Genomic DNA, 19163 nt, shown 5'->3' with positions numbered 1-19163 from the left:
CCTTTAAATCTGGCCGATACTAAGTTTTTATATACAAAAGATATATTTTTGATTTGCATTTTTAAGATGGGAGTTTTAGAGGATATTCGCCCAGATACAATTAAAAAATAGTTATAGATTAAACTTATATGTCCAGGGTGATAACACAATTTTATGAGTTCGGAACAGGATAACATTCAGGAAACCGATACCGAAGCACGCTTCGAGTTTAAGAAAGAGGAGAATTCGGCCTTCGAGACAGAAAAGGGATTAACCGAGGAGACGATTCGTATCATCTCCGAAGACAAAGACGAGCCCGAGTGGATGCTGGAGCGCCGCCTCCGGGCACTCGACCTGTTCCAAGAGATGCCGATGCCCACGGACTGGCCCGGCCAGCCCGACCTCTCGGAGGTTGACATCGACGAAATTGTCCCGTACATCCGGCCGGACATCGATGCCCGTGGCGGCGCCGAGAACTGGGAAGACCTCCCCGAAGAGATCCAGGACACGTTCGACAAACTGGGTATTCCAGAAGCCGAAAAGAACGCCCTCTCCGGAGTTGGAGCCCAGTACGAGTCCGAGATCGTCTACCAGAACATGCAAGAACAGTGGGAAGAAAAAGGCGTCATCTTCTGTGATATGGATAAGGCCGTCCAGGAGCATGAAGACATCCTCAAGGAGTACTTCATGACCAAGGCTGTCCCACCCAGTGACAACAAATTTGCGGCGCTCCACGGCGCAATCTGGTCCGGTGGCTCGTTTGTCTATGTACCAGAGGACACAACCGTCGACATGCCCGTCCAGGCGTACTTCCGGATGAACTCCGAAGGCATGGGCCAGTTCGAGCACACGCTCATCGTCGCCGAGGAGAACGCTGAAGTTCACTATATCGAGGGGTGTTCGGCCCCGAAATACTCAGCGTTTAATTTGCACAGCGGTGGCGTCGAAGTGTTTGTCAAGGAGAACGCTCACGTCCAGTACTCGACGGTCCAGAACTGGTCGAAGAATACCTACAATCTCAACACCAAACGCGCCATCGCCGAGAAAGATGCCACAATGGAGTGGGTGTCCGGAAGCATGGGGTCGAAGGCGACGATGTTGTACCCCTCAACAATCCTCAAGGGCCCCGGTGCGACTGACAACCACATTACCATCGCCTTCGCCGGCGAGGGCCAGAACATCGACACTGGCGCGAAAGTGTATCATAACGCGCCAAACACCAAGTCGACTATCGAATCCAAATCCGTCAGCAAGGACGGCGGCCGCACGAACTACCGCGGCCTCGTTCATATCGCAGATGGGGCTGAGGGGTCGTCAACCTCAGTCGAGTGTGACGCGCTGATGTTCGACAACGAGAGTACGTCGGATACGATGCCGTATATGGAAATCCAGGAGTCGCAAGTAGATGTCGCACACGAGGCGACAGTCGGCAAAATCGGCGACGAGGACGTGTTCTACCTCCAGTCGCGGGGACTGGACGACGACGACGCCAAACAGATGATTGTCGCTGGCTTCATCGAACCGCTCACGGAGGAACTACCGATTGAGTACGCGGTCGAGATGAACCGACTTATCGAACTCGAGATGGAGGGCTCGCTCGGGTAGTGACCGGGTCGGCTGACTCATAAAAAAGAATCAGAGGATATCCTAATGGCTATCGACTCAAATTTCGAGAAGACATACGAGGAAGTCGACCGGCACGAGGACCATCAAGTATGGACGACAGATGGCAAGGAACCTACGGAAGAAAAACAGGGCATCCACGGGACCCATGTCGCAGTGGATTTCGACATCTGTATCGCGGACGGGGCCTGTCTGGAGGACTGCCCCGTCGACGTGTTCGAGTGGACGGATACCCCAGGCCACCCCGAGTCCGAGATCAAGGCCGACCCAACCTACGAGGACCAGTGCATCGACTGTATGCTCTGTGTCGATGTCTGTCCTGTCGACGCTATCGACGTTGACCCAGGACGAGCGGGGAGGCTTTGAACTCGGTAGCGAGTGCTGATCATGATCCTGACATTACAGTGTTACCGGTGTGGAATAGACTACGAGTACGTTGGCGCCTCGCCACACCCAGGACAGTGTCCGGCATGTGGTTCTCCGTGCGTTCCCCCTGCGGGGAGCCTCAACGTCCTCAACAGTACTCACTGGGAGAGTGCAAACGGCCTCTCGAAAGTCTGGGTCTATGGACTTGACGAACAAAATCGTCCGTTCGAATTTGAGGTTGCCGGAAAGGGGAATCGCGGAAAGTTAGTGGCATTGCGGGTCGACGGTGTATCAGTCGACCTAAAAGTCGATGAGACGCTCGAAAAACTCCCGCCGGCAGTGAGGTCTGAACTCGTCGACGCAGGAATCGAACGTGTAGAGACAGGCCTGCACAAACAATCAAAATGACAGCAAAACAGTGTTTACACAACCCGCGACCAGTAGTGCGGAGCAACACAGCAGAGAAACCGTCCCTCAAAATCACAACACAGACAACCTAACAAAATGAGCTCAGACAGCAGATTCACCGACTTCAAGTCCGACAAACAGCCCACCTGGTGTCCTGGCTGCGGTGATTTCGGGACGATGAATGGCATGATGAAGGCCCTGGCGAACACCGGTAACGACCCGGATAATACATTCGTCGTCGCCGGTATCGGGTGCTCGGGAAAAATCGGCACCTACATGCACAGCTACGCGCTCCACGGCGTCCACGGCCGGGCACTTCCCGTCGGTATCGGGACGAAGCTGGCCAACCCAACACTGGAGGTCATGGTCGCCGGTGGTGACGGCGACGGCTATTCGATTGGTGCTGGCCACTTCATCCATGCTGTCCGTCGCAACGTCGATATGAGCTACATCGTCATGGATAACCGAATCTACGGGCTGACGAAGGGGCAGGCCTCACCGACATCGCGTGAGGATTTCGAAACGTCGACGACGCCGGATGGTCCCAAGCAGCCACCGGTCAACCCATTGGCGCTCGCGCTGGCAGCTGGCGGGACGTTCATTGCACAGTCATTTTCGTCGGACTCACAGCGTCACACCGAAATCGTCCAGCAGGCAGTCGAACACGACGGTTTTGGTTTCGTCAACGTCTACTCGCCGTGTGTCACGTTCAACGACGTGGACACATACGATTACTTCAGGGACTCTATTGTCGACCTGAAAGAAAGTGACCACGACCCAACCGACCACAACGATGCCAAAGAAGCCATCTCTGACGCAGACAACGAGTATCAGGGTATTCTTTATCAGGACGAGAGTTCCATCCCCTGGGAACAACGGGAAGGACTTACCGAGAACATGGCCGACATTCCTGACAGCGCCCCCGACGATGCAATGGACCTCGTCCGTGAGTTCTACTGAACGATGAGAGATTCTGATATGTCAGTTCGTCGTTTGCTCGCTGCCACGTCAAGTTGCAGTGGATGCGGAGATGCTCTGGCCAGCGTCGCGCTTGGTATGAATCGTGTAGATACTGACACTCCCAGATCCGGAGTGACAGACTACACGCATCAGTAACATGCCAGAATGTAATACCTGTGGAGAGCACGTTTCAGACCGATTTATACGAGTCTTCGGTGACAAGACAGGCGTCGTGTACGCGTGTCCTGCCTGTTCAGCGAATGCAGGTATCGGTGAAACAACTCGTGAACGGAGCAACAAGAAGTGAGTTCCCAGCAGTAGCCGGAAGTCGTAGCGGGCAAGGGTGGTACGTACGCGCCACCCGACAAAAGTACGATTCCGCTCAAGACTGCGCTATGATCTCACCAACAATCCTCTACGCAGGAGCGTTTCGGTACTATCCGATCAAGTATTACAGTACGTTGTATACTCTGAATCGAATTCTCGTGGCGGTGGTTGCTGGAATTGTGAACCCATATCCTTCGATGTATAGGGGTTTTCCAACACGGTCAATAGCCCCTTGAATTTGGATAGATCACCCGTTTCGAGATACGTATCCAGTGCCTCCTCAACCAAGTAGTTGCGCGGGATATACCGCGGATTGGCTTCCTGCATCAACTCCTCATCTAGGCCGACAGCAGCCAATTTATTCCGTAACTGTTCGAATTCTGCAGTTGCAAACACTGGGGAATCAAACGTCCCAGGCATCTCTAACTCGAGGAACGTATTCGTATAGTCTGCATTCGATTTGCGAAGCCACTCGATGAATTCATCGACAAGTTCTTGCTCACCATCTGAGCTGATCCCCAGTTTCTTCCGCATCATTGTGTCGTATTGCGCATCAAACCGATCCTCAAATTCGTTTAGTTTGCCTTCGAGTTCATCATACGTGAGCGCTGATTGCGTACACAGCGGTTGGAGTGCCTCTGCGAACCGTTCAAGATTCCACCGCAAGATGGGTCGCTGGTTTCCGAATGCATATCGCCCGTGCTTATCGATTGAGCTGAAAACCGTCTGCTCGTCATAAAAGTTCATGAAGGCACAGGGTCCGTAATCAAATGTTTCACCATCGATACTCATGTTGTCCGTATTCATCACACCATGTATGAATCCGACACGCAGCCAGTCAACAACCATCTCAATCGACGACTGCATGACCGCATCGAAGAACGCTAGGTATGTGCGATCCTTTGTATGTAGCTGCGGGTAGTGCCTGTCGATAACATAGTCGGTGAACCGCTGTAGTTCGTCGGATGCTTTGTTTGCAACATACTGGAAGGTCCCGTATCGAATGTGGCTGTTCATCACTCGGACAAGAATGGCTCCAGATTCCGTCCGTCGTCGTTTGACTGCTTCGTCAGTTTCGACGACTGCCAGACTTCTCGATGTCTTAATGTTTAAATTCTGAATCGCGTATGAATACAGATACTCTCGGAGCATCGAGCTAACAGTTGCGTTGCCATCGCCTCTTCTGGAGTACGGAGTTCGACCAGACCCTTTCAGCTGAATATCGTATCTAGTACCATCCTGCACATGTTCGCCGAGTATCACCGCTCTCCCATCACCCAGGACAGTAAAACTTCCATACTGGTGGCCTGCATATGCTTGGGCAATTGGTTCTTCCAGGAGGTCCTGGCCTGCTAAAATTGTGGCATTGAGCTCCGCTGTATCCAATCCAAGATCAGCACATAGCTCGTCATTCAGAAGCAAAATATCGGGATTAGCAACACTTTTTGGCGTCACTCTTGAATAAAGGGTCGAGTCCAAATTTTTGTAATTAGTATTAAATGAAAATGGCATTTAGTTTAATATGGTGTTATGTTATCTGTTTTAATAATCTTGTCTCTTGGCGTGTGCTGCATGCTCTCTGTATCGGAGGCTCCCCTGAAACTTTATGAACAATCCATCACTGAATGACATCCTCCCCGCGCTGAAGGGCGAGGCTTTTTCCTTGCACTTCAGTAAGACCTGGTCGTTAACTGGTGGGAGGTGACCGGATATCTGCTCGTCCACTGCTGCATCCATCCTCTGTCCTCTGCATGTTTCACTGGCTTTCTGATGGATTCCAGAGATATCCCCACTCGTCGTAGTACGTGTGTGGCCTGTCCCAACCGATCACACCTACGTCTATCGGGCTAGTCAATCGTGCAAGACTCGCGCCTTGTAATCCGTCAGTCGGCTTACATCGGCGCGAATTTTTCGTCTAGTCTTGGTGACGAGTGTCACTTCTTTCGTCTCCACCTTTTTCGGACGCTCTCGGGACCATTAATGTAACACGTGTTCCACGCGGTTCGTTGTCTTGGATAGAGATTTCTCCGCCGAAGAGTGACACAGTCCAGTAGACAATCCACAGACCGAGCCCAGTTCCGTGCTGGAGCGACGTTTCCTCACCGCGTTCGATTGTTTCCTGCTCGTGGTCCGGGATCCCTGGTCCGTTATCTGTTATCTCGATTTCGGCCCAGTCTTTTGCTCCCTTTTCGCTCGCTGGCCTGACAGAGACTGTCACCTCCGGCACGGCTGACTCGTTGTGAACGATGGCGTTGTCCAGTAGCTCTGTCATCGCCATCTCCAGCCGGCTATCTGCCCGGACTGAGACAGCCTCAACCTCACCCAGCGTAACTGACGCCGTGGGATTTGCTTCGGAAAATTTGGCCACGACCTCTGTCAGTAGTTCTGTCACGTCGTAGGGTGTCTCGGTCTGTGGGTCGCTTTCGAACAGGGAACGCACAGTGTTGGCCTTGTCACCGAGCGTTGCTAATGCATCTGCTCGGTGTTCGATCTCCGTCACGTTGGTCTGGAGTTCCTCGTCGTCCAGCAGGTCTTGAAGAACTGTCGCACGTCCCTGGATAACGTTTGTTCCGTTCCGTAGGTTATGACGCAATAGGCGGTTGAGAACTTCGAGTTGCTGTTCGCGCAGCCGACGGTTCGTCACGTCGGCTTTGATTGCGACAAAATGTGTGATTTCGTCTCCCCCGTTTGTTATCGGTGAAACTGTTTCGTCGACGTGGTACAGCTCTCCGTTCTTGCGCTGGTTGATGAGGTGGCCATCCCACTGCTTGCCTGCGAGGAGTGTCTCCCACAGCTGTTCGTAGAACTCGTCGTCGTGTTTCCCGGATTTGAGGATGCGGGGCGTCTGGCCAACAGCTTCCTCACGCGTGTAGCCGGTCCGCTGTTCGAACACCGGGTTTACGTACTCGATAGTACCTTCTCTGTCGGTGATGAAGACCGACTGTCCCGCATTCTCGACGGCTTTCCTGAACAGTTGCAATGTCTGTTCGCGCTCTTTGCGCTCGGTAACGTCCTGCTGGAAGCCGATATAGTTCGTCACGGTTCCGGTGTCGTCTCTCACGGGAGCAATACTGACACGGTTCCAGAACTGGCTGCCATCTTTGCGGTAGTTTCGAAGTTCCACGGACACGGGTTCGGCCGCGTTGACAGCCTCTCGCATCCGAGTAACTGGTTCCTCACGGGTCGCTTCGCCCTGAAGGAATCGACAGTTCCGCCCGAGTGCTTCCTCAGCAGGATAGCCAGTCACTTCCGCAAATCCATCGTTTACGTACACCATCGGATTATCCTCCTGCTCGTGGTCGGTAATGGTGATTCCGATGGGTGCCTCGTCCATCGCCCTGGATTTCAGTTCGAGTTCCCGTTCGTACGCTTTGCGTTCGGTCACGTCCCGCGCGGAGACAATTATGGGCGAACCATCGGACTCCTCAAGCGTGGCAGCAGACACATCTAACCGCCGTGTTTCGCCGTCTTTTGTCTGACATCTGAGGTCGTCCGCCGAACCTGTCCCGGTCTCTTGGACAGCGCCGAGGAAGGACTGAAACCGTGCTCGCTCATCTGCGTGAATCGTTTGAGTTGGAGCTACCGAGAGAAGTTCATCGCGTGTGTACCCCAGGAGGTCTGCGGCTGCCGGATTACACTCGGTAATCTCTTGGCCGGTTGGCCCGACGACAAAAATCGCATCGTTAGTCGAGTTGAAAAGTTTCTGAAATCGGGTTTTGGCATCCTCGTAGCGTTGGGATAGCTCCAGGGATTGCTCTCGGCGGGCCAGCAGATTCTCCACCCGCCGTACCAGTGTTACCCGATCGACAGGTGCGGACACCACTTCATCGATGAGTGGTGGACCGTCGTCGTTCTGTTCAGACGGAAGCGGGACAGTTCCGTTCGACTCCTCCTGTTGAACTAACAGCACCGGCGTGAAGGTCGGATGCCCCTCTTCTTTCAGTTCCTGCAACTCGTCGCAGTACACGGGAAACGTCCGGTCGCTGACGAGGTAGCAATCGACAGGTTGGACTGCTTCATCGTCAAGAATGTCGTACCGTTCGTCAAGAAGGTCCCCGAGAGCAACACGGTCACTTTCTCCGTGGACCAGAAGCTGTATTGTGTGCTGTTCAGCTCTCTCGAGGGTTGACTGACCGCTCATCACTGATCGGTGCTCCGGGACTTGTCCTGGCTGCGAGGTGTTGGCGCCCCTTGCATAATCCCTCGCACGTGATCGAACGGCTCCTCGATGACCAGACCCTCACCTGGTTTGATAGAGAACTGGTGGAACCGATTATCGAAGTCGCCGAGTCGCTTTTTCACGACGCCAATGGCTCGGTCTAACTCGCCGTCGACTTCCACGTAGGACAGAAACACGATGTTATCCGCGATATAGCTCGTGTCTGTACTGGTGGCCTTTGGGATGCCGGTGAGACGATCGGCTTCGTCCGTAATTATGACCGCAATGCCGCGGTTCTTGAGCACGCGAGTGAGGCCGTGGAGGCGACGAACGAGCCGTTGATTGTCGCCCTGTAGAGAAATCTTGTACCCCGAGAGTCCGTCGATGAAGATAGCGTCCGGCTCGTAGTCCTCAGCCTGGTCGAGAACATGTTGACCAAACTCCTCGGCCGAACGCACGAGCGGTTCGGTTTCTGTGAGCCGAATCGATCCGCTTTCTTGCATCTCCGACATCGGCAGGCCGAGGGTCTCCGAGCGGTGGATGAACTGGTCGATCGATTCCTCGAATACGTATCCCAGCGCCGTACCGCCGTTTTCGACGACACCGGACAGTATCTGTGCACCCGTCGTCGATTTCCCGATTCCAGTTGGGCCACTGATAAACGAGACGGTGCCGCGTTCGATTCCACCACCAAGGAGGTCGTCGAGAGCATCGTACCCGGTCGAAATAAGTTCCGGGTCGAACGTTCGGTCGTCGTGTTCTGGAATGATCTGTGGATAGACTTCGACACCACCCACTCGGATTTCGAGTCCGTGGCTCCCGTCTTTCTGTCCGAGTCCGCGGTGTTTTGGGACCGCGATTCGGCGTTCTCCCTCGTCGAGAGACAGGGTGACGACACCGTCACTGAGCGAATCGAAATCATCGTACGTCGTCGAGGTGGCGCTGCTCGTGCTGACTGTTCGAGTTGCGACTGTCGTCACCTCCCGCTTACGGAGGAAGCGAATGAGTGACTGCAATCGCTTGCGGTACTGGTACTCGTCACGTTCGATATACTGAAGCTGCGTTATCGGGTCGATAAGAACTCGGTCTGGGTCGACGTTCTCGATGACCTGCTTGATATCTGCGGTAAATCGCTCGGATTCGACTTCTGTCGTGTCGACTAGATTGTATGATTTGTCCTCTGCGAAAAAGTCCGTTCCGGGCCCGATGTCTAAAAACTCCGCATCCCGAATGTCGATACCGAGCAGTGCTGCGTTGACAAGAATGTCGTGTCTCGACTCTTCGCCGTGAATGTACACAACTGTCTCGTCGTCATTGAGTCCCGCCTCAAGGAAGTGCTGCCCGAGAAGAGACTTCCCGGTTCCCGAGACGCCCTGGACGAGATACGTCCGGCCGCGGATGTACCCCCCGTTGAGCAGGTCGTCCAACTCGGGAATCCCTGAGGGGACCAGATCGATTTCCTCTATCTGCGTGTCAAGTGGTCCGTCAGGCATGGCAGATCATGTTCTTATAATAGGGCCGGATGAACATAAGCCGGGTATCTAGATAACGGGAGACAGTGGGAAGAGGTAGCTGAAAGACATCTTCAGTCAGTGGGTTGTGTCCACACCGATAATCTCGAAGCGGGCGCCACCCATCTCGCTGTTTACCACACGGATTTCCCAACCGTGTGCCTCCGCAATTTCTTTGACGATTGCGAGGCCGAACCCCGTGCCATCGTCAGCGGTTGAGTAGCCAGCCTGGAAAAGTTCGTCATGCTTTTTATCGGGGATTCCTGTTCCGTCGTCCGCGACGTAGAACCCGTCAACTCTCTCGTCGACCGTCACCGTCACCTCGCGGCCGCCATGCTTGACGGCATTTCTCAGGAGGTTCTCGAGTAACTGCTGAAGTCGGCTCCGGTCAGCCGATATCGTCAGGTCGGTTTCGACAGCGAGCGTTGCGTCTGCGCTCGGCGTCGTCTGCCAACACTCCTGTGCCAGTTCCGACAGGGCGACCGGTTCCCTCGTTCCGACCGCGTCCCCGCTTCGGGCGAGTGTCAACAGATCCTCGACAAGTGCCTGACACCGGTCAATTGCGTTACTTACGTTATCAAGGTGAAGGGAGCCACAATCGGCCTGTGCCAGTTCGAGGCGACTCTGGGCAGTCGTGAGCGGGTTTTGGAGGTCGTGGCTGACGATGCTTGCAAACTCTTCGAGACGAGCGTTTTGTCGCTCGAGTTCCCGCACACGCTCTTTGCGCTCTGTGATATCCCGAAGTGTTCCGACTGACCCGTCGAACTGGTCCCCTTCGTAGGGAAGGACGCCCATGTGGTCGTCACATGTGATTGGATTACCGTCACGCGCCTGCAGTGTAACCTCGAACGTGGCGGTTTCGGGGCCATCACTCGACAGCAACCGTCCCAAGTGGTGTTCTGCCCGTTCGACGGCAGCCTCATCCTTGATGAGTGACGGCGGACTGCCGAGAATTGTTTCCCTGTCGTACCCAACCAACTCGACAAGTTTGTCGTTAACGTAGGTGAACTGCCCTTCCTCGTCGAGTACGTACACCGCGTCGGTCAACGCCTGGATAATCGTCTCGTACGTTTCGAGTTCCTGCTGCCGCTCCTTGCGGTCGGTGATATCGTGACCAGAACCGCGGAGTTTCGTCACCTCTCCCCCGGATTGTACAACTGGAGTGATCGTCATATCGATGAGTCGCTCCTCGCCGTCCCCTGGCTGAAGTCGCCACGTATCTTGCAGTTCCTCGCCGGTTTCGAAGACTCTAGTGAGTGTCTGCTGGATGTCCTCGCGGTCATCCGGGTGGAACAGGCATATCGCTTCTTCGAGGGAGATTTCGGTCTGTTCAGGGCGCCCGACAATTCGCCGGGCACCAGCCGTCAGCAGGACAGTTCCGCTCTCTCTATCCAGTTCCCACCCGCCGGTGTCACCGGCGAACTCAGTCAGCCGCATCAGTTGTTCCTGCCTTTCGGCCCGCTGTGCCTCGCGTCGCGCTCGAACCGCATTGCGGATTCGGTTGGCCAGCAGTTCGTACTGTTCAGGCCCAGATTGCTTCTGGAGATAGTCGGTGACGCCAGCAGAGATAGCGTCACTTGCGACGGCCTCGCTACCCTTGCCAGTGAAGAGAATAAACGGGAGGTCGGGATACCTCTCTCGAACAGTCTCGAAGAAATCGAGCCCGTTCATCCCGGGCATATTGTAATCCGAGATGATACAGTCGGGTTGGCAAACGTCTATTTTCGCTAACCCATCGTCAGCGGTGGTTGCTGTCTCGACAACGAACCGGTCGTCCTCTCGTTCGAGGAACGTGACGGTGAGAGTAGCGAAATCGGGTTCGTCATCAACGTGGAGGACCTCTATCGGTGCTCCGGTCTCAGTTAGGACGTTTGTCTCACTCATGGGTCACCCGGGATTGTTTCCGAGTCTATCCAGACGACGTGTCTGTCTGCCAGAGAATCGATACCTCTCGTGGTCTCGCTCCGGGTATCGCGCACCTCCTCGACGTGAGGGGGCGAACCCGAGATTGAACTCACCTCTCCTTTAACTGCTGACGGCATCGGTGACGTATTCGACGCCGACGCAGTACCGTCTCTCCCTATGCGTGAACCCATATTCTCACTTCTCTCCACCGCGACTTGGCCTCCGACCCTCAGTATCAAGTACGGGGTGCCCCCCGTCGGCTGTCGTCGGCGACCCCGTGGTCGCATCGATTGCCGCACCGGCTCCTGATCCGGTGTCGAAATCCGACACCTGATCGTGGAGTTCCTCGGCGAGCCCGGAGAGTTGCTGGATATTCTCTGAGGCCTCAGAAAGCGAGGCTGTCTGTTCCTCGGTGGCGGCTGAAACGTTGCTTGCTTCGGCAGCGGTCTGCTGGCTGACACTCGACACCTCGTCGACCATTGCCACGACCTCCTCTGAGGAGGCTGCTTGGTCATCAGTTGCATCGCCTATCTCCTGAATGCCGCTCTCGGCTTCCTGGACCGCGTCGGCGATCTCATCGAACATCTCGATAGCATCCTCGATCGTCTCGGATCCACGCTGCACCCGCTCGCTCATTTGTTGCATCCCGTCGACGGTGTCGGCTGTCGTTGCCTGGACTTCCTCGATACGCTGTTCGATCTCGCCCGTCGCCTGTGCTGCCTCCTCTGCCAGGGACTTGATCTCGTTTGCGACGACGCCGAATCCTTCGCCGGCTTCGCCGGCACGGGCGGCCTCGATGGAGGCGTTCAACGCCAGCATGTTCGTCTGCTCGGCGATGTCGGTAATCATTTCGACCACCTCCCCGATCTGGTCCATCTTCTCATCGAGCGTCTGGACCTGTTCAGCTGCCTCGTCGGCCTGTGATTCGATTGCCTGAATCTCCTCAGTTGCATCCGACGCGTACTCCCGGCCCGTTTCGCCGCGCTCGACGGCCGTGCTGGCAGTCGCTGTGACCTCCTCCGCCGAGGAGGCAATCTCTTCGACGGTGGCGGACATCTCGTTCATCTCGCCGGCTACCTCCTGCAGATTCTCACTCTGGGTATCCGCACCGTGGGAAATTTCCTCGACAGATTCGGCGACCTGCTCGCTGGCCTGTTCAATCTCCTCGGAACTGCTCGCTACGTCTTCGCTTGACGCTGCGACATCGTCCGCAATCGACTGGACCTGTTCGACGCTCTCGTTCAGTTGGCTGACCCCGTCCTCCAGGTCACTCAGCACAGAGCCAAACCGTCCCGGATAGTTAGTGTCGATGTTCTGGTCGAGGTGTCCGTTTTTCAGGTCCTCACTCGCAGTGGCGATTTCGCCAAAGCTCCCCGAGAGCGCCCGCATGCCGTCGTCGAACGCGATGAGGATCTCACCGTAGTTGCCCGGGCGGTCGGTGTCGATGTCCTTCTCGAGGTTGCCGTCTTTGAGGTTCTGACTGGCGGTGCGGATCTCTTCGAAGCCGCCGACCATTTCGGTGGCACCGTTGTCGAGATTGGTCATGATGTCGCCGTAAGTGCCGGGAAAGTCGGTCCGGCGGTCGCGGGTCTGAAGGGCGTCGTCGCCGGTTGCGAGATTGCTACTGAAAGTGTCGATTTCGTCGAACACACTGCGGAGGTTGGCCTGCATTTGCTGGAACGAATCGCTCATCCGACCAAGTTCGTCGTCTTCGAGGTGGTCGTCGACTTCGGCGCTGAGATCGCCCTCACTCATGGCCTGGGAGGCCGCCGAGAGCTGTTTGATTGGGGTGGTGATGCGGCCGGCGACGAAGAGACCGATGACGATGGCCGCGACGAAAGCTGCGATGGTCAGACCGATAATCATCATGTGGCTATTGTTCGTCGTCGTAGCCGCCGACGCAACCGAGGCTTCCATTTTCGCGTCGGCATCCTCCTCGAAGGCCGTGGTGTCCTCTTCGAGTTCAGTGTAGACGCTGTCGAGTTCGTCCATCTTCTGGTTTGCACGCTCTTCGTCGCCCGCTTCCATCGCCGTAATGACCTCTTCACCTGTCGATTTCGCCTCTTCATGTTCGGCTGTCATTTCCGACAGCAATTGCTGTTGGTCTTCTGTGAGGTCGTCACGCTCTGCCAGCGTCGTGTACCGTTCCTCGAAGTCTGCCTGAGAGGCCCGGAACTCTTCGGCTGCCTCCATCTCGCCGGTCAGGACTTCGTGCAGTGCTAGCCGCTCCGATTCGAGATCGTACTTCATCTCCATCGCTGCGTCTGCCTCGGCGACGTCGTCGTTGACGACGGATTCGAGTTGGTTGTCGACGTTACTGACGCTCGTGTACCCGACGAACCCCGTCACGGCGACGAGCAACGCCACGAGCACGAACGCCAGAATCAGTTTTGGTCGCAGGTCGAACCTGTCAAGCGTGAGACTCTCCAGCATGTATCATTCTCTCTGGACAACCAAGATAACAACACGCTCTAGATAACGGCATGAGTATCAAGGGGAAGAAGCGAGAACCGTCTCGTTTGGACGTATTCGTTCGTCCGTTTCATGTATGATATCTGATGGGATTACTGGTATCTAGATAGTGGAACTATACCTGAATCTACACTCTACGTAAGCATGTCGAACTCGGAGAAATATGGCCGGGATGACTTTGGACAGGGCGGTCTGAACGATCAGCTAGATGCAGACTCGCTAGTCACTGAGATCGGGCTGGACCGGTCCGAAATTCAGTGGCGAAAAGACTTCGTCGGGTTCACTGACGATGACGTCCGGCGCCTGCAGAAATACCAAGATGCCTTCGAAGACAACGCCGAGCAGGTGGCAGACGACTTCTACGAGAACATTACAGACCACGAGGAGACAGTCGAAATCATCGGCCGGTCGCCGAAGAACATCGAGGCACTCAAGCGGACGCAGTCGGCGTATCTCGTGACGCTTGCGGAAGGCGAGTACGGCACGGAGTACTTCCGCGACCGAGCCCGCATCGGCAAACTCCACGATATTCTGGATATGCCGATGAAACACTACCTCGGCCAGTACGGCGTCTACTACGACCTCATTCTTCCGCTGGTGGGCGACCGCCTCGTCTCGTCGCTCACTGACCGACTGACCGACGCCGTCACAGACGGTGGAACCAAACCGGCGTCTGTCGAGGAAACCGAAGCAAGTGGTCCCGACACCGGCCTGTCGCGCCCCACAATCGAGACGGCAATCGAGGAGGAAGTCGACGACGCCGTACAGGACATTCTCTCGATTCTTCGGATTATCGATCTCGACATGCAGGTCGTCACCGACACGTACATTCACTCTTACAGTCAGCAACTCGAAGACGAAATCGGGCGCAACGAGCAACTGATGGCCGACGTCGAGGAGGACGTGAAACAACCGGTGAGTGACCTCCAGACTAGTGCCGAAGATGTCGCCGAGAGTGCCACTGCAATCAGCGATGCAGCGACCGAACAGTCCGACCGGGTCGAGGAGATCTCCTCCGAAGTTGCGAATCTCTCGGCGACCGTCGAGGAAGTTGCCTCGACGGCTGACCAGGTCGAGAATGCGAGCGAACGGGCCGAAACCCTCGCAGAAGACGGGAAAGAAGCCGCCGATACTGCCGCGGGAGTCATGGACGATATTGGAGAATCTGTCACCGATGTCGCTGACGACGTCTCCTCATTACAGGAGCGTGTCGGACAGATCGATGCGTTCGTCGACGCAATCGATGATATTGCCGACCAGACGAATATGCTGGCGTTGAACGCCTCCATCGAGGCCGTACGGGCCGGCGAAGCGGGCGAAGGATTTGCCGTCGTGGCGGAGGAAATCAAGTCACTCGCCGAGGAGTCACAGACACACGCCAGTGATATCGAGACGATGGTCGATGATATCCAGACCGATACCGAAGAGACAGCAGCGAATCTCGATGAGACGACCGACCAGGTCGATCAAGGTATCGATCGGGTCCAGGACGCGATGCATAGCTTGACCGAAATCGTCGAGGCTATTACCGAAACAGCGAACGGAATCAGCGAAGTTGCGGAGGCAACCGACGACCAGGCCGCAGCAGCCGAAGAAATCGCGTCGATGGTCGACGAGGTAGTCGACCGGACTGACCGTGTCGCAGATGAAATCGAGAGTCTGGCTGCCGCGAACCAGGAACAGGCGGCGATGGTCTCGGAAGTGGAAGGGTCAGTAACGCGTCTGTCCGGGGGGCGTTCGGCGACAGACGGTGGCCAGGACACTGTTGCCCGGGCTGACGACGACGATGGTGCGGTTTCGGAGGCGGACCTTCCTGACAACATCCCGGAGTTCGTCGTCGACATGCTCTCGGAGAAGCAACTTCGAGAGGTAGCCAACGGCAATCTTGACCCGACAGACCTGCAGTGACGGACACATGGCGAGACAGAATACATCCACACTGCTGACAAAAAATATACAAATACCAAACTCTTCAGAACGGTGATTTCCTGAATGCCTACCTACTCGGAGGATATGATGGATATTCGGGAGTGCATCGAGTTCATCAGGTACAACGAGAAGGAACTCCGCCTGTTCAACGTTAGCCAGACCAACTCGCTGCGGGCAGACCTCGAGGCCTACTTCGAGACACAGAACGTGCGAATCACCGAGAGCCGAACAGCTACGGGTGCCCCCGAAGACATCGCAGTTCTCAGCAACACAGCAGAAGTACTTGGAGTCCTCGATGTCCCGACACTGAGAGCTTTACTCGAAACTGTCCCGAGGGGACCCGGCGACCTTGGCATTGCCGACAAAGAATACGAGGGTATCCTCGGCCCGCTCAAAGAAACCACGTTCACGTCGTACGATTCCGAGCAGTTGCTCTACGTCTCCCGCGAGATCGAGGACCGGGCGCGCCGGATGGGGAATGGGTCGATTCACGCTGGATTCCAGCAGTGTTCGGTCATGGCAGATCAGCGTCGGGTCTACACGGACCTCGCTCGCCGAGGCATCGATGTACACGCCTACGGTGTCCCGGACACCGAGCCACCGGATTTTGGCCCCGGCCATATCCACCCAATCCAGACCGACGAAATCGCTGAGACGTGGTTCGTCGTCTTCGACGGCGGTGGCACCGACGCCCAGAAGAGTGCTTTACTCGCCCAAGAACGCGATGAGGACTTCTTTTATGGCGTCTGGACATACGATCCAGAGTTCGTCGATCACGTCCTCGACTATCTGACCCAGATGTGTACGCCGTCTATCGGCGACGTGAATTGTGAGAAGTAGCTCAAGCTAGCGCTGCAATTCTGAATGGAACAATTATTTTTGTCTATCGACTACATTTTTGCGTGTTATCTGTACCCCACTCGCCATTATCATAATTTGATTTTTACAGATTGTTATTTATAGTTGGACATATGATTATTACCCATCATGCCAGATCAGAATCAGCACGCGACAGAGAACGACGAAAGCCAGTCACGTCGTGGATTTGGCGACACTGATTCTGTTGCCTGGAGCGACATCTTCGATGCGGACGGGCCCACAGCAGACAGCGCTGGTACGGACAAGAACGGTGATACCGAAGAGAGCGAACTCGAAAGAGAACGCAACGCACGCACGAACGCACTCGACGCAGTCGCCCGAGCGAGTGACCTCTTCGTCGGTATCTCCGATTCACCCGAGGAGAGTCTCCACACGTTCGTCACGGAACTCCCACAGTGGTTTTCACAGCCAGAGACCACTGAAGCCAAGATTCGAGTGGGGGACGACAGAATCGAAACTGACGATTTTCGCCAGACTTCGGTCCCCCTGACAGCGGAGGCGTCTACACGTACCGGGACGCCAGTATCGATGACAGTCGTCGACACGAGCGACGGATCCGACACGGATACAGCGTGGTTCGACCCCGAGCGAGAACTGGTCGAGATGCTCGGTTCGGTTATCACAGACGCGGTCGATCAGCGGGAACTCGACAGTCTGAAGCGTGTTTCTGACGGCATCGTCGCACTCGATAGCGGCCTCTGCTACACGTACGTCAATCCACAGGCTGAGGAGATTTTAGAGCGCGAGAGCGACGAACTGCGCGGGGAGTACATCTGGGACGTATACCCAGGGGCAACTGACACCGTCTTCCAGACCAAAGTCGAAAGAGCACTCGAGACACAGTCGCCGACGTCGACAGACGGGTATTATACGCAGGCGGAACGGTGGCTCGAAGCCAGAATCTATCCGAATGGTGACAGCATTCTCATCGCATTCACCGACATTACCGACTCGAAAGTAGTCGAACAAGATATTGAGCGTATTCTTGAAACAGTGCCGCTCGGAATCGTCCTGCTGGAGACGGACGGAACCATCACTCGCGCGAACGGCCGCGCAGAAGCGTTGCTGGGGTTGTCCAGAAGTCGCATGGATGGCATGGCCTACGATGCTCCCGACTGGGATATCTGGGACGAATCGGGCGACTCCATTCCACGAGAGGACCATCCAGTCACACAGGTGCTCACAACCGGGGACTCTGTGCAGGGGTTCACCCACGGTATCACGCTCCCGGACGGCACAGAGCGGTGGCTATCGAGTAACGTGGCCCCGATCAAGAGTGGTGACGGATCAATCGAGCAAATCGTCGTTGCGCTGGAAGACATTACCGCATTCAAGCGGACTGAACGACTGACCGACGTGTTTCAAGCGGTCAATGAGAGACTCAACTGTGCGACAGACCGTCGGGAAGCCGAGCAGACCCTCTGTGGGTCACTGGTCGATACGCCGGAGTTCCAGTACGCACGGATTAGCGAGCATATACCGGGGGCAGATCTGACCGAATCGTATATCGAACACCAGCCAAGCACTGTCTCGTGCGACCCAGGAACTGAGCTTCCGAGACACGCGGCGGCGGAAATCGAGCCGACACGCGCCGCAATCGAATCGGGCAACGTACAGGCCGTGACTAGCAGGCAGACTGACCCGCAGTTCGCGTCGTGGCGCGAAGACACACTTGACTGGGGACACCAAGGTGGTGCTATTGTTCCGATCACGTATCGAGACCGCACATACGGTCTACTCGTGGTCTACACAGACCGGTCAGAAGCATTCGGTGACCGCGAACAGACACTCTTGCAAACGCTGGGTGACAGGATTGGGCAGGTCTTTCACAGTCTCGAGGCAGACAGCCTCATCCATGGGAACGAAGTGGTCGAACTCACGTTCCAGAGCACCGCCTCGGAGTCGTTTATTGTGTCTGTCTCAGAGGCACTTGGCTGTACTATCGATATTAGGGATACGATTCGGACGACAGACGAGACGCTTGTCCACTACGCGTCGGTAGAGGGAGCGTCACTGGGTTCGCTCAACGAACTCGTGGAGAGCATGGATCATACCGTGACCATGCGGCAGATCCGCCAAACAGAGAACCCACCTGGTGGCGATGTCGAGATTGAACTACACCAGCGATCACTCGCACAGACCCTCGTCACAATGGGTGCAGTCGTGAAAACAGACACAGTAACTAATGGTCAAGCAACAGTTGTCTGTGAGATTCCGCTGGGCCACGACATCGAGTCGCTAGTGAATCGACTCACCGATTCGTTTCCCGAAACGACGCTGGTCGCAAAACGAAACTACGAGCGGTCCTCGGAACCTGAGGCCCAACATGCTGGTCAACTGATGAGCGAAGTCTTTGACGAGGAACTCACTGAGCGACAACAGCAGATTCTCCGGGCTGCAATCTACGGTGGGTATTTCGAATCACCGCGACGGAGTACTGCGACTGAGATCGCAGATACTCTTTCACTCACTCAATCAACGTTCTCCTATCATCTCCGAAACGCACAACAGACGCTGTTTCAGCACCTGATCGGCTGATATGCAGAAGTCGGTTTGTGACAAAACTAAGTGGAAGAATTCGACGCCGCTGAATAGGACGCGCATATTCAGCACAAGAAGCCAGCCAATGATGAGGAATCGCTACG

Annotated in this window: 15 protein-coding genes; 8 read left to right on the top strand and 7 right to left on the bottom strand. The window is 55.6% G+C overall.

Annotated elements, in window-relative coordinates; translation table 11 throughout:
* Positions 1-153 precede the first annotated feature (153 nt).
* The 5 genes from sufB (at position 154) to OSC37_RS19115 (ending at position 3643) form a co-directional block, all read left to right on the top strand.
* Positions 154-1584 (top strand): Fe-S cluster assembly protein SufB, encoded by a 1431-nt coding sequence (gene sufB, locus OSC37_RS04585; RefSeq protein WP_267163425.1) that lies wholly within the window; start codon positions 154-156, stop codon positions 1582-1584.
* A gap of 45 nt (positions 1585-1629) precedes the next feature.
* Entirely contained in the window at positions 1630-1968 is a 339-nt protein-coding gene (locus OSC37_RS04580) for a 4Fe-4S dicluster domain-containing protein (protein WP_267163424.1), read from the top strand.
* Positions 1969-1989: 21 nt separating this feature from the next.
* Positions 1990-2376, top strand: a complete 387-nt coding sequence (locus OSC37_RS04575) for a hypothetical protein (RefSeq protein WP_267164153.1) — start codon at positions 1990-1992, stop codon at positions 2374-2376.
* A 96-nt stretch (positions 2377-2472) separates the two neighbouring features.
* Positions 2473-3336, top strand: coding sequence for a 2-oxoacid:ferredoxin oxidoreductase subunit beta (locus OSC37_RS04570; RefSeq protein ID WP_267163423.1), 864 nt, complete (start codon positions 2473-2475; stop codon positions 3334-3336).
* Between the two features lie 157 nt (positions 3337-3493).
* Positions 3494-3643 (top strand): DUF7563 family protein, encoded by a 150-nt coding sequence (locus OSC37_RS19115; RefSeq protein ID WP_438267592.1) that lies wholly within the window; start codon positions 3494-3496, stop codon positions 3641-3643.
* Between the two features lie 137 nt (positions 3644-3780).
* Here OSC37_RS19115 and OSC37_RS04565 read toward each other — a convergent pair whose 3' ends face one another.
* From OSC37_RS04565 to OSC37_RS04535, 7 genes are all read right to left on the bottom strand, one after another.
* Positions 3781-5142, bottom strand: a complete 1362-nt coding sequence (locus tag OSC37_RS04565; protein ID WP_267163422.1) for a protein adenylyltransferase SelO — start codon at positions 5140-5142, stop codon at positions 3781-3783.
* A 63-nt stretch (positions 5143-5205) separates the two neighbouring features.
* Positions 5206-5400, bottom strand: a complete 195-nt coding sequence (locus OSC37_RS04560) for a hypothetical protein (protein ID WP_267163421.1) — start codon at positions 5398-5400, stop codon at positions 5206-5208.
* A gap of 178 nt (positions 5401-5578) precedes the next feature.
* Positions 5579-7804, bottom strand: a complete 2226-nt coding sequence (locus OSC37_RS04555) for a PAS domain S-box protein (RefSeq protein WP_267163420.1) — start codon at positions 7802-7804, stop codon at positions 5579-5581.
* Complete coding sequence (locus tag OSC37_RS04550) at positions 7804-9315, bottom strand: ATPase domain-containing protein (RefSeq protein WP_267163419.1); 1512 nt, start codon at positions 9313-9315, stop codon at positions 7804-7806. The genes OSC37_RS04555 and OSC37_RS04550 overlap by 1 nt, the downstream gene beginning before the upstream one ends.
* A gap of 96 nt (positions 9316-9411) precedes the next feature.
* Positions 9412-11217 (bottom strand): hybrid sensor histidine kinase/response regulator, encoded by a 1806-nt coding sequence (locus tag OSC37_RS04545; RefSeq protein ID WP_267163418.1) that lies wholly within the window; start codon positions 11215-11217, stop codon positions 9412-9414.
* On the bottom strand, positions 11214-11429 hold the full coding sequence (locus OSC37_RS04540) for a hypothetical protein (protein WP_267163417.1): 216 nt from the start codon (positions 11427-11429) through the stop codon (positions 11214-11216). Before OSC37_RS04540 ends, OSC37_RS04545 begins: the two co-directional genes overlap by 4 nt.
* Positions 11430-11433: 4 nt before the next feature.
* Positions 11434-13671 carry a HAMP domain-containing methyl-accepting chemotaxis protein gene (locus OSC37_RS04535; protein WP_267163416.1) on the bottom strand — a complete coding sequence of 746 codons (2238 nt, stop codon included), beginning with the start codon at positions 13669-13671 and terminating at the stop codon, positions 11434-11436.
* Positions 13672-13854: 183 nt separating this feature from the next.
* Between OSC37_RS04535 and OSC37_RS04530 the strand changes: the two genes are divergently transcribed.
* The 3 genes from OSC37_RS04530 to OSC37_RS04520 all read left to right on the top strand — a co-directional run bounded on the left by OSC37_RS04530 (position 13855) and on the right by OSC37_RS04520 (position 19056).
* Positions 13855-15618, top strand: coding sequence for a globin-coupled sensor protein (locus OSC37_RS04530; RefSeq protein WP_267163415.1), 1764 nt, complete (start codon positions 13855-13857; stop codon positions 15616-15618).
* 84 nt (positions 15619-15702) lie between these two features.
* Entirely contained in the window at positions 15703-16479 is a 777-nt protein-coding gene (locus tag OSC37_RS04525) for a DICT sensory domain-containing protein (protein ID WP_267163414.1), read from the top strand.
* 147 nt (positions 16480-16626) lie between these two features.
* Entirely contained in the window at positions 16627-19056 is a 2430-nt protein-coding gene (locus OSC37_RS04520) for a PAS domain-containing protein (protein WP_267163413.1), read from the top strand.
* The last annotated feature ends 107 nt before the right edge of the window (positions 19057-19163 follow it).

Source organism: Halovenus salina (assembly GCF_026410925.1).
In the GTDB taxonomy this organism is placed as follows: domain Archaea; phylum Halobacteriota; class Halobacteria; order Halobacteriales; family Haloarculaceae; genus Halovenus; species Halovenus salina.
This window is presented reverse-complemented; position numbering and strand designations above follow the sequence as displayed.